The sequence below is a fragment of the Sphingobium sp. AP50 genome (assembly GCF_900109095.1).
Lineage (GTDB): Bacteria > Pseudomonadota > Alphaproteobacteria > Sphingomonadales > Sphingomonadaceae > Sphingobium.
The window spans coordinates 228,527-239,861 of the sequence record NZ_FNYZ01000007.1 but is presented as its reverse complement, the minus strand read 5'-3'; the positions used below and the strand labels follow the sequence as shown (position 1 = coordinate 239,861).

Genomic DNA, 11,335 nt, shown 5'->3' with positions numbered 1-11,335 from the left:
CCGTCCTTAGTATCGGTGCAAACACCGGCGCTTGCACCAGTGCCATGTCAAAATATCAGCCGATCACCGCAAGGCGGCCCTCACCGGAGCAATACCGATGGCCTCGACGGCCTCGAGATGACGCGCTCAGATCAGATCGTAGTTCAGGCGACATTGCAGACCAAAACGGATCAACGCATTTTCGCGATCGGTGACTGCGCATCCTGTGTGCTGCCGGGACAGGAGCGACCCGTACCTCCCCGCGCACAGGCGGCGCATCAGATGGCCGACACCTGCTTGGAGAACCTCAAGCGGCTCATGTCGGGGCAGGAGCCCAAGGCTTTCGTTTACAAGGATCACGGGTCGCTGGTGTCACTTAGTCGGTTCTCCACCGTCGGCACGCTCATGGGCAACCTGGTAGGGGGGCGGATGGCCGTGGAGGGGCGCCTCGCCCGCGTCATCTACCTATCCCTGTACAGAATGCACCTCATCGCCATCCATGGATGGTTTAAGGGCGTGGCGCTCATTGCGATCGGCCACGTAAACCGCATCGTACGGCCGCGACTGAAATTGCACTGAATGTAGCAAGCGCAGCATATGGGTTGCGCCTTGGCACTCGTCGGGCGGTTGGCGCCACAGGGGTCTCATGTCTCACTCAAGGGTTGTAATCGTCGTATGCGACCTGCTTCCTGCGTCACAGCTTCAAGTGTGACTATCTGCATATTCAGGGTCCAAGGCGCGCGCCAAGTGTCTCGATGAACCCTAATTCGTATCTCCCGTATCGGGTTCCGGCGTTGGAACGCGCACGAGATCATCGACCGTGTCCGCCGCATAGCAGGGCAGGAAGCCCAACGTTACGCCTTGAGCGACCGCGTGGAATGACTCCGCTTACCTCGTAGAGCATCCGGGTTTGACCGCGAACCGCCTACACTTCGATCGACCATAACATAATAGGCATAATGTCATGCAGGCTTTGGTCTTGGACAAAGTGTCCCAGCAGTGAAACTGGAAAGATTGATGACCTTCCAGCGGTTTGGGTGACTTGAAGAGCGCACAAACTTCTCCATTGGCGCCCGATCGGATTTAACGGTCAACGCCCAATCTTCGGCAGATCATCAGCGCTTTGTAACGATAAATCGGAAAATCATCGTCATGGCATCTTCATCGATCCCCAGGCCTGGGCCTGGATGGCTCTTGCGTCCGTTAGCGGCGCTCATTGGTCTGCTGTCACTCTGGTTTGTGATCGGCGGCATCATATTGCTGACCGTGTCGGGCTCCAGCTACTATCTTCTTGCAGGCATCGCCCTGCTGTTCTCCGCCATCCAGCTGTGGCGCCGCAAAATCTCGGGAGCCTTTGGCTTTGCCGCAGTTCTGGTGGCCACGATCCTGTGGACCATGTGGGAGACTGGCGCGAACTATTGGGGCTGGGTGCCTCGCATGGGGCTGCTGACGCTATTGGCGTTCCTTGTGACGCTCATTCTTCCCACGCTCGATCGCGGGCCGACCCGCAAGGTCGCGATGGGTTTTTCCAGCCTTATCGCCGTGGTACTGTTGGTGGGCGTCGTGCTGGCGTTCCAGCCACACGGCTATGTGGCGCCCACCGGTCCGATCCCCGATCAGCCGATCCCCGGCATGTCGACGGCATCTGATTCCATCGCTGCGGACTGGAAAAACTATGGCGGCGACGGCAATGCCAACCGTTACAGCCCGCTCGCGCAGATCACGCCGGCCAATATCAGCAACCTTGAAACGGCATGGACCTATCGAACCGGTTCGATGCCGGCGGATCTCAAGAACAACCGCTGGGCGCCGGAAACCACGCCGATCAAGGTCGGTGACGGCATCTATCTGTGCTCGGCCACCAATGACATGATGCGTGTCGACCCGGCCACCGGCAAGGAAGCGTGGCATTACAAGTCCAACGTCACGGACAAGGATATTCCCTACACGGCGGCCTGCCGCGGCGTAACCTATTATGAGTCGGCGAAAATCCCTGTCGGCCAGGCCTGCCATTCGCGCATTCTCGAAGGCACGCTCAACATGAAGCTGATCGTGGTCGATGCCGAAACCGGCAAGCCATGCTCAAGCTTCGGCGAAGAGGGCAAGGTCGATCTTTGGATGGGTATGGGCAAGGTCATCCCCGGCATGGCCGCCGTCACCGCTCCGCCGCCCGTGGTCAATGGCGTTATCGTCGTCAACCAGCAGGTCATGGACGGTCAGCGCCGTTGGTCGCCCTCTGGCGTGATCCGCGGTTATGATGCCGAAACCGGCGCCTTCCTCTGGGCCTGGGACGTCAACCGTCCAGGGAAGCGCGGTCTGCCCGGACCGGGCGAAACTTATAGCAAGGGAACGCCGAATTCCTGGACCACCATGACCGGGGATCCAAAGCTTGGCCTCGTCTATGTGCCGACGGGCAACTCGACGGTCGATTATTACAGCGCAATGCGCACTCCGCAGGAAAATGCCATCAGCACGGCCGTTGTCGCGCTCGATGTCAAGACCGGCGAAAAGCGCTGGATTTTCCAGACCGTCCACAAGGACGCCTGGGACTATGACATGGGTTCGCAGGTCACCCTGTTGGACTATCCCGATGCGAAGGGCCGGGCCACTCCGGCGATGATCGTCCCCACCAAGCGCGGACAGACGTTCATCCTTGACCGACGCAATGGCAAGCCGCTGACCCCCGTGGTGGAACGTCCTGCACCGGCCGGCAACGTCCCGGGCGATCCCCGTGCGCCTACGCAGCCCTGGTCCATCGGCATGCCCGAAATGAGCGGACCCAAGCTTACCGAAGCGAAGATGTGGGGCATGACCCCGCTCGACCAGCTATACTGCCGCATCAAGTTCCGCGACAGCCGCTACCTTGGTGAGTTTACTCCTCCGGGCGTGGGCGATCACTGGATCGTTTATCCAGGCTTCAACGGTGGGAACGATTGGGGCAGCACGTCCTACGATCCACATCGCGGTATCCTGGTCGCCAACTACAGCAACTTGCCTGTGCGCGAACGCCTGATCCCGCGTGCCGAAGCGGACAAGATGGGCCTGCGTTCGATGGATGACCCGGCCTACAAGCCGGGTGGCACACCGGTCGAAGGTAACGGGCCGCAGGCAGACACGCCCTATGCGATCGAAACGTCGATCCTGATGGTGAAGCTGACCAACATGCTCTGCAACGAGCCACCCTACGGCAAGGTGATGGCAATCGACATGCACACCCGCAAGACGTTGTGGGAACGTCCGCTCGGCACCGCCCGTGCGAACGGTCCCTTCAACATCCCGACAGGTCTGCCGATCGAAATCGGAACGCCCAACAATGGCGGCCCGATCGTGACGGGAAGCGGCCTGGTGTTCATCGCGGCAGCCATGGACAATCTGCTGCGTGCGATCGACATACGGACCGGCAAGGTCGTCTGGTCGACCGTGCTGCCCGCTGGCGGACAGGCAACCCCTATGACCTACGAGCATAAGGGGCGCCAATATGTGCTGATGATGGCCGGCGGCCATCATGTGATGGGCACACCGACGGCGGACTATCTCGTCGCCTATGCGCTGAAGCGTTAAGGCGGATTTGGGGGCGGGCGGCGCTGTCGCCAGCGACGGCGCCGCCCCAGCCGCTCCGGTTCGATGTCCGTTAAAAATCGTAAAAGTGCTGATATTGCGGATCGAGCGACGTTGCAGAATCGGTAGCCATGAAATCGCGGATGACGCTCTTGATCGAAGAGACAAGCTCTTCGTCCTCCTGCACCCGATGGCATAAATAGACTGGCAAATGCACCTCGTCCTGGTCGATGAGCCGATATTCGATGTCGGATCTCAGATGTCGCGCGGTGGCCGGAACCAGGCATACCCCCATGCCGGCGGCAGCGAGTGCAAGGGCAGTGTCTATCTCGTTGACTTCGCGTATCTCAGCATTGCGACGGCCGAACTCGGCGAACCATGCCGACGTCTGATCGGCAAATCCCCCTTTCATCTTGGAATTTCCGGGATAGATGATTAGATCGAAGCCATCGAGGTCGCTTATGCTGACGGCTCCGTCGTGCGAAGCAAACGGATGCCGACGGGAAAATGCTGCGAACAGCTTTTCATCGCGAAGCCGGACATGAACGATTTTCTCATCGTCATCATGGTGTCTGCTGAAGGCGATGTCTATTGATCCCATGCGAAGGCTTTCGGCCAGTTCACTCGATCTCAGCTCAGACCAGCGAACATCGATATGTCTGAGCCGTTCTTCTACACGCGACATGACATCGGGCAGCCCGCCGTACACGATCGTTGGTGAGAACGCGACGTTCAGGACCCGCATCGTGCGCGATCCGATCTGGCGAACGGTCCTCTCCATTCGTCCTGCCTGTTCTAGTAGCGCCGCCGATTCCTTCTGGAGATGACGACCCGCCCTGGTCAGTTGAAACGGACGAGATTGCCGGTCGATGAGATCGATACCTAACTGCTCTTCCAGCCGTGCGATCTGTCGACTGAGAGCCGGCTGAGCAATGTTCAGATGTTCGGCAGCTCGAGTAAAATTGCCCTGTTCGGCAACTACTAGGAACTTACGCAACTGCTTTAGTTCGATCATTACGTTTCCCCGCAGCGTCCATGTTCGCCAAATGGCATATCTCGGACCGCGCGAAACCCTCTATCGTTAATTTATCTGCTGTGGATCGCTGACGCATATCGTTCCACTCGAGCGTGCACGGCCTTTGCGTCGATGGCCTACGAACCACCTCCGTCACGTGCCTTCGATCGGGCTACCGTGGTCGTAGACGGCCTGTTTCCTGCGTCACGGCTTCAAGGATCGCCATTTGGACAGCCTGGATCCGTGGGGCGTGCCGAGTGTCTCGATGAACCCCCATCCATATCTCCCGCATTACGGGTTCGGAGGTTGGAACGCGCACGAGACCATCGACCGTGTCGGCTGCGTAACATGGAAGGAAGCCTAACCCGACGCCTTGGGCTACGGCCCGCATTTGAACCTCTCGGCTGTTGGCGAACAGGGCGACCTCGGCCTTCGGAAATCGAGCCGAGAACCATCGCGCGTCTGGCGTATCGACGAGATCATCCTGAACCCTCACGATCCGATGACCTTCGCCGGCCGTCGAGCGATCCGGCGCGCCGAACCGATCGAGATACCCACTGGATGCATAAACGCCGAAGGCCATGTCGCCGATCTTGCGCACGATGGTCTCATGCGCGTCGAAACGTCCGAGCCGCACTGCAATGTCCGCCTCGCGTCGGGCCAGGCTAAGGGACCGATTGTCGGTGATGAGTTCGATGGAGATTCCAGGATGCGTCGCGTGGAGTAACGCGATTCCGACCGTGAGGATATGAGCCGCAAAGGTTTCAACAGCGGTCACACGGACGATCCCTTCGAGCCTTTGATCGTCTCCGGCGATGGTGCGTTCCAACGCCAGCGCAGCATCTTCCATCTGCGTGGCTTGGTCGAGTATGGCCGAGCCTCCTGCGGTGAGGCGGAAGCCGGTCGGCGTGCGCTCCAAAAGAGTAGCGCCGACCCGACCATGGAGATGGTCGAGCCGGCGGCTCATCGTGGACTGGCTGACTTTAAGCGCCCGGGCGGCAGCGGATAGAGATCCGTGTCGCGCTATGGCGAGGAAGGTGTGGATGTCATCCCAGTCGAGCATCTTGCCTCATGCACCCCGCTTTGCATCGATGCTCCATGCACCGGCTCCCGCGAAAGCGAGATACAGGAAGTTGAAGCAGAAGAGGATGGCGAGTTCACCCATGTTGAGAACAGGATAGAAGCCCATCGGTGCGTGCACCATGAAATAGGCGACCGCCATCTGGCCCGAAAGGACAAAGGCAATCGGGCGTGTGAAGATGCCCAGCATCACCGCGAGGCCGCCCACCAATTCCAGAACGCCGGCAAGGCCGAACAGAGTGAACAGGGGAACCTGGCCCGGGGCTGCGCCGGCAGGGAAGCCAAACAGCTTCACGATGCCATGGCTCAGGAACAAAAGAGCAGTAACCACTCGGAAAATCGAGAGGATCCGTGGCGTCCAGGTCGTGATGGAGGAGGTGGTGGTCATTGTGGTGTCCTTTCGTGAATTTCAGACTGCGTTTTCGAGTTTGGCTCCTGCGAGCCAGCGATTGATGATGCTAGTGGTCGTTTCGCCGATGCCGTGCCCGACGCCCGCGGTCCTGGCGCCATGGACCTGATGTCCCGCGCGACTGAGCGCGGCACCGGCCTCGACCGAAAGGGTCGGCGGCATGACAGGATCGTCCCGGTCGTGGACCAGCAGCAAATTAGCGGGCTGGCCTTGTGAGGCGACCTCGGCGGCGAGCCGCCCCGCGATGGCGACTGCATGGCCATGGAAGTGTCCGCCAGCGATTGCGGCGAGCGTCATGATGGCGCCTTGGCTGAAGCCTATGAGCACAAAGTCGTCGCGACGCACGCCACGGTCCTGTGCGACCCGATCCAGCATCTCGAGTAGTTGCGGGACTGCGGCCTTTACACGACCGGGACGGTTCGCTTCTGTGATCCCAGCCACGGAGAACCACTGTCGGCCCAGGGCATTGGCATGGAACGGTTCGGGGCCGTCGAGCGCGACGACATCCGCTTGCGAGGTCAGCGGCTGTAGGGCGGACATCATGTCACGGGCGTTGGATCCGACACCGTGCAGAGCGACGATGAGCTTCTTGGTCATGCGGTTTCTCCAAAGGCGAAGGCATCCATGCGCAACACGCCATGAGTGGTGCTGGCATGGAGATGTTCTGGAAATTGACCGTTCGCCGCGCCCATCGCGACGAACAGAGGGAGCAGATGCTCTTCGGTAGGGTGGTTGCGACGGGCGAAGGGAGCGCGCTCGCGATAATCGAGGACATCTTCGACCCTCTCCTGCTCCAGGGCGATCGTCATCCAGTCGGCGAAGTCATCGACCCATTGGGGGGCAGTCGCATGGAGAGCATGGTAATATTCGCGGAAGCTTGACAGGTCGTGCGTGAAGCTGCCGGATCCGATGATTAGCACGCCTTCCTCGCGTAATGGAGCAAGACTCTGGCCAAGTCGGTAGTGATAAGCCGCACCTTTTGATGTCTCGACCGAAAGCTGGGCCACAGGGATGTCCGCATCGGGGAACATGAGGCTGAGCGGCACCCAGGCGCCGTGATCGAGCCCACGCTGCGCATCCCGCTCAACAAAGCTTCCATCGGTCGCGAGAAGTTCAGTGACCCGGTCTGCAAGCCAGACCGAACCGGCAGCAGGGTAGCGGATGCTATATAGCTGGGCTGGAAACCCGTGGAAGTCGTGTATCGTAGAATTGATCGCCGGCGCGTTGATCGTCGGCTTCGCTGCTTCCCAATGAGCAGATACAACCAGAATCGCTCTGGGCTGTTCAGGAAGTCGCGCGGCATAGCCTTCGAGGAAGGTGCGCGCCGGGGCATCGGTGAGGGGGAATGTTGGTGCCCCATGGGATACGAAAAGAGAAGGAAGCATGACTACCTCGCGATTTACTGTCCATGCTTATGGCGCATCCGAAATCGCTGAGAAATCCACTATTTATGGTTATTCGATATCCGTTTATGCATATAGAAATTTCTGGTCCCCTGGAGCGGCGCTCTTTGGTGATCAACCGACGGCTTCTGGGAAGAAGCTCTGGCTAGCATAATGATCGATGAAGGCACGCTGTGCGGCAGGCATACCCTGACGCATGGCGAAGATCATATGCCGGAGGCCATCTAGCATATGCAAATTCGGCAGCACCCGCGACAATCGTCCGGATTCTATGTCGGCAACGCAATTCTGCTCGTGGAGCAGGGCTACCGATTAGGCGTCGGTTTTTCGCGTCATCACTGGCTTGATACGCGCTGCGACCGCTTCCCATGGACGATGATCTTGTCGGATCGCTTGGGGTAGATGCGGGAGAGGAACGCATCGTCCGCGAACTCGATCGGGTAGGCCCATGGGCGAGACCGGCAAACTGGCGCGAGCTTCAAGGCTAGAAACTGGGCAAGAGTGCAGCGCGCGTTCAGGAGGGCCTGTCGCAGGAGGCAGCCGAGACGGATTTGCCTCTGATGATCTGTGAATATATCCCAGCGCTTAGTTTCGGCGTACGCTTCTGCGTATTGAAGTCGACATGGATCATGCCGAAGCGACTACCATATCCAAACAGCCATTCGAGATTGTCGTGGCTGGACCAGACATGATAACCGCGAACGTCAGCACCCTTCGCCATGGCGCTCTTCATGGCGGCGATATGGTCGACAAGATATCTGCAGCGTTTCCGGTCGTTCACCGCGCCATCGATCATTTCGTCGTCACCCGGGAAACCTGCGCCGTTCTCGGTGATGAAAATCGGTGGATTTCCATATTCGACGCGAATGCGGTCCAAAAGGGCGGTAAACTGGTCCGGGCGCACCGCGCCGTTATAGGCCGCATAGACTCCCTCGGGAATGAACATCTCCGCAGCATATCCTTCCGCTGCCGCACCCGCAGGGCGACGAATGAAGAGAGGCGAATAGAAGTTGATGCCGAGATAGTCGAAATCCGCAGCATGGATGGCGGCGGCGTCGCCGGGCTGCACGTCGATGTCGCCTCCCAAGGATGCAACGGCGTCGAGTACGTCGGCTGGATAGCTACCCTTGTACATGGCATCCAGGAACCAGCGGTTCATTACACCGTCTGCAAGTTGCGCAGCTTTCCGGTCCGCGGGGGATGCTCCCTGGGCAGTTAGCGTGGGGAAGAGGGGGAGGGCGACACCCAGCCGGCCTGGATATCCCTTCGCATCGAAACTCTTCTTGGCAGCCGCAGATGCGAGCAGGAGGTGATTGAAGGTCCGCAAAGCGCCCGGCAGCTCGCTTGCCGGCGGCACGATCGCGAACGTGGCTTTGCCGCCGGCCATCCGCTGCTCGGCTAGCAGCTTCATCGCCCGCTCCACCAGCGGCTCGTTGACCAGAACATATAGATCGACCTGGTCGTGAAAGTTGTCGAAGATCACGTCCGCATAGTGACGGAACCACTCGATAGAAGCGCGATTTTCCCATCCGCCGGCCCGTGCCAATGATAGCGGCATGTCCCAGTGGTATAGCGTCAGCATTGGCTGGATGCCGGCGGCCTTCAGATCAGCGATGAATTGCCGGTAGTGTGCTATCGCTGCCGGGTTCGCAGGGCCAACCCCATCGGGGATGATGCGAGGCCAGGAAATCGAGAACCGATAGCTCGTCAGGCCTATCTGCTTCATGAGCGCGATATCCTTCAGATACTGCGTCCGGTCGTAGAAATTGATGGCAACGGCGCCCGACATGCCGGGGCCGGCGAGGTCCAGATCGTCGAGATAATGGTCCCAGACCGATCGCCCCTTGCCATCAGCAGCGACCGCTCCCTCCACCTGGTAGGCCGCCGACGCGGCGCCCCAGCGGATGGCCTCCGGCGCGGGCTTTGCCGAGACGCCACTGGACAGGGATGCGGTCATCGCCGCGAGCAGGAGGGGTCGCCTCATGGCTTAGGCTGTCCCGGCGGTGTGACGCTTCACCCAGCTGGCGAAGGCGCTGATGAACGAAGATATGAAGTCCTTTCCGGAACCGTCGACCAGGCTTCCGTCTGCCGCGAAGAGGTCGGCCGAATGGCCGAGATAGGCCTCCGGCTGCTGCATCGCTGGCATGTCGAGGAACACGAGGCTCTGACGCAGATGGTGGTTCGCACCAAACGCCCCGAGCGCGCCTGGCGACTGCGAGAGGATGCCCGCTGGCTTGCCCGCCCATGCGCTTTGCCCATAGGGGCGGGATCCAACATCAATGGCGTTCTTGAGCGGGGCAGGGACCGAGCGGTTGTACTCCGGTGTCACGAACAGGATGCCGTCTAAAGGTGCGATTTCGCTGCGGAATCTCTGCCACGCCGCCACACCTGCATCTTCGAGTTCGGGATTGTACAACGGCAGGTCGCCGATTTCGACGATCTGCATCTTCACGCGATCATCGCCAAGTGCAATCACGGCGTTTGCAAGCCTTCTGCTGAGGCCGTCACGTTGCAAGCTGCCGACCAAAATGCCGATGTTAAGTAGTTCTGCCATATCAGTCTCCGTGTCAAAAATGCCCTCACGGGCGGTATCGAGCGCGATCTCTCGTCGAGCCGGCGCAACGGCCAAGGTTAACCGATGCGTATACCGCCTGTCAGGCGACTGGCTGGATCCGCAGGATCGGCTTGATGGTAACGCCGCGCTCGGAATCCTCGATCGCTTGGTTGATGTCCGCGAAATCGTAGAATCGCACCAGACGGTCGAACGGGAAGCGCCCCTGCTTGAATAGGTCGATTATGACCGGAATGAATGTCTTGGCAACCACGTCTCCCTGGACAATGCCCATGATGCGGCGGCCTGGGATCATAACCTCGTTGACGTTGAAGGCCACCTCCGTGCCTTCCTTTGTGGCGCCGACGATGCCGCAGGTACCGAAGATACCAAGGGAGTCGATCGCCTGGCGCAGGACTTCTGGTCGACCGCTCGCCTCCAGCGCAAAGTCGGCACCCCCGCCTGTGATTTCGCGCACCGTCTGGGTGGCGTCAACCTCGCGACTGTTGACCATGTGTGTGGCCCCAAGCTCGCTGGCGAGTTCGAGACGAGCCGGGTTCACGTCAACCGCGATGACCGTCGTTGCACCGGCAACCTTGGCAGCCATGATCGCCGCAAGTCCCACAGCGCCTGTGCCGAAAGCGACGAAGCTCGACCCGGCACGTACCTTGAGGGCGTTGAGTACTGAGCCGGCGCCGGTCTGAATGCCGCAGCCTAGTGGACCAAGGAGTTCCAGCGGCACGTCCTTCGGCACGCGTACGACGTTGCGTTCGTTGGCGAGGGCGTATTGTGCAAAGGCGGATTGCCCGAAAAAGTGATCGTGAACGGGATGGTCGTGTTCATCTGTGGCGGAGCTTGTTCCATCGAGTCGTCCACCGCCGAAGTTGAGCGGTCCCATATGCTCGCAATGCGCCGGATGGCCCGACTCACAAGTGTCGCAGAGGCCGCACGACATATAGGTCATAACGACATGGTCACCCGGCGAGATTGTGGTGACATCAGAACCGACCGCCTCGACGACCCCGGAGCCTTCATGACCCAGGATTATGGGAAGCGGAGCGGTGAAGTCCTGGTTCCGCACCACCATGTCGGTGTGACAGACGCCGCTAGCAACGACACGTACGAGCACCTCGGTCGGTCGCGGCGCTTCGAGCCTGACCTTCTCGAGCAAGAACTGACCGCCCTTCTCGCGCACCACCGCTGCGTTCACCGGATGGGCGTGGTCCAACTCCGCCATGTCATGTCTCCTGGATATCGACGACCGCACGCCGCGGCGTCCTCACAACCGCCACCTAAGCGCTTGATCGAAATTATTCAATGCGTAATCAATTTGACAAAGC

10 protein-coding genes are annotated in these 11,335 nt (G+C 59.9%); 2 read left to right on the top strand and 8 right to left on the bottom strand.

All coding sequences use genetic code 11. The features are described 5' to 3' along the window. Both BMY84_RS14155 and BMY84_RS14150 read left to right on the top strand, forming a co-directional pair. The coding region (locus tag BMY84_RS14155) for an NAD(P)/FAD-dependent oxidoreductase (protein ID WP_177204026.1) at positions 1–558 on the top strand (558 nt) is incomplete at its 5' end. 615 nt (positions 559–1,173) lie between these two features. Continuing rightward, positions 1,174–3,540: a membrane-bound PQQ-dependent dehydrogenase, glucose/quinate/shikimate family gene (locus tag BMY84_RS14150; RefSeq protein WP_218146966.1), complete on the top strand. Its 2,367-nt coding sequence runs from the start codon at positions 1,174–1,176 to the stop codon at positions 3,538–3,540. A 70-nt stretch (positions 3,541–3,610) separates the two neighbouring features. On the opposite strand, the gene BMY84_RS14145 is transcribed toward BMY84_RS14150, so the two are convergent. The 8 genes from BMY84_RS14145 to BMY84_RS14110 form a co-directional block, all read right to left on the bottom strand. Then, positions 3,611–4,552: a LysR family transcriptional regulator gene (locus tag BMY84_RS14145; RefSeq protein WP_093084641.1), complete on the bottom strand. Its 942-nt coding sequence runs from the start codon at positions 4,550–4,552 to the stop codon at positions 3,611–3,613. A 172-nt stretch (positions 4,553–4,724) separates the two neighbouring features. After that, a complete protein-coding gene (locus tag BMY84_RS14140; protein ID WP_093084640.1) occupies positions 4,725–5,615 on the bottom strand; it encodes a LysR family transcriptional regulator in 891 nt (296 codons plus the stop codon). Between the two features lie 6 nt (positions 5,616–5,621). Further along, a complete protein-coding gene (locus tag BMY84_RS14135; protein WP_093084638.1) occupies positions 5,622–6,020 on the bottom strand; it encodes a DoxX family protein in 399 nt (132 codons plus the stop codon). A gap of 21 nt (positions 6,021–6,041) precedes the next feature. After that, complete coding sequence (locus BMY84_RS14130) at positions 6,042–6,638, bottom strand: hypothetical protein (protein WP_093084637.1); 597 nt, start codon at positions 6,636–6,638, stop codon at positions 6,042–6,044. Then, positions 6,635–7,426, bottom strand: a complete 792-nt coding sequence (locus BMY84_RS14125; RefSeq protein ID WP_093084635.1) for a DODA-type extradiol aromatic ring-opening family dioxygenase — start codon at positions 7,424–7,426, stop codon at positions 6,635–6,637. Before BMY84_RS14125 ends, BMY84_RS14130 begins: the two co-directional genes overlap by 4 nt. A gap of 532 nt (positions 7,427–7,958) precedes the next feature. After that, positions 7,959–9,401 (bottom strand): glycoside hydrolase family 1 protein, encoded by a 1,443-nt coding sequence (locus tag BMY84_RS14120; RefSeq protein WP_093084634.1) that lies wholly within the window; start codon positions 9,399–9,401, stop codon positions 7,959–7,961. A 30-nt stretch (positions 9,402–9,431) separates the two neighbouring features. Further along, positions 9,432–9,998: an NADPH-dependent FMN reductase gene (locus BMY84_RS14115; RefSeq protein WP_093084685.1), complete on the bottom strand. Its 567-nt coding sequence runs from the start codon at positions 9,996–9,998 to the stop codon at positions 9,432–9,434. Positions 9,999–10,098: 100 nt separating this feature from the next. Next, positions 10,099–11,232, bottom strand: coding sequence for an NAD(P)-dependent alcohol dehydrogenase (locus tag BMY84_RS14110; protein ID WP_093084632.1), 1,134 nt, complete (start codon positions 11,230–11,232; stop codon positions 10,099–10,101). Positions 11,233–11,335 lie beyond the last annotated feature (103 nt).

What these genes read in the sequence shown, in the direction of transcription:
- BMY84_RS14135 (WP_093084638.1), bottom strand. Translation starts at nt 6,020, where the DNA reads ATGACCACCACCTCCTCCATCACGACCTGGACGCCACGGATCCTCTCG.
- BMY84_RS14145 (WP_093084641.1), bottom strand. Translation starts at nt 4,552, where the DNA reads ATGATCGAACTAAAGCAGTTGCGTAAGTTCCTAGTAGTTGCCGAACAG.
- BMY84_RS14140 (WP_093084640.1), bottom strand. Translation starts at nt 5,615, where the DNA reads ATGCTCGACTGGGATGACATCCACACCTTCCTCGCCATAGCGCGACAC.
- BMY84_RS14130 (WP_093084637.1), bottom strand. Translation starts at nt 6,638, where the DNA reads ATGACCAAGAAGCTCATCGTCGCTCTGCACGGTGTCGGATCCAACGCC.
- BMY84_RS14110 (WP_093084632.1), bottom strand. Translation starts at nt 11,232, where the DNA reads ATGGCGGAGTTGGACCACGCCCATCCGGTGAACGCAGCGGTGGTGCGC.
- BMY84_RS14125 (WP_093084635.1), bottom strand. Translation starts at nt 7,426, where the DNA reads ATGCTTCCTTCTCTTTTCGTATCCCATGGGGCACCAACATTCCCCCTC.
- BMY84_RS14120 (WP_093084634.1), bottom strand. Translation starts at nt 9,401, where the DNA reads ATGACCGCATCCCTGTCCAGTGGCGTCTCGGCAAAGCCCGCGCCGGAG.
- BMY84_RS14115 (WP_093084685.1), bottom strand. Translation starts at nt 9,998, where the DNA reads ATGGCAGAACTACTTAACATCGGCATTTTGGTCGGCAGCTTGCAACGT.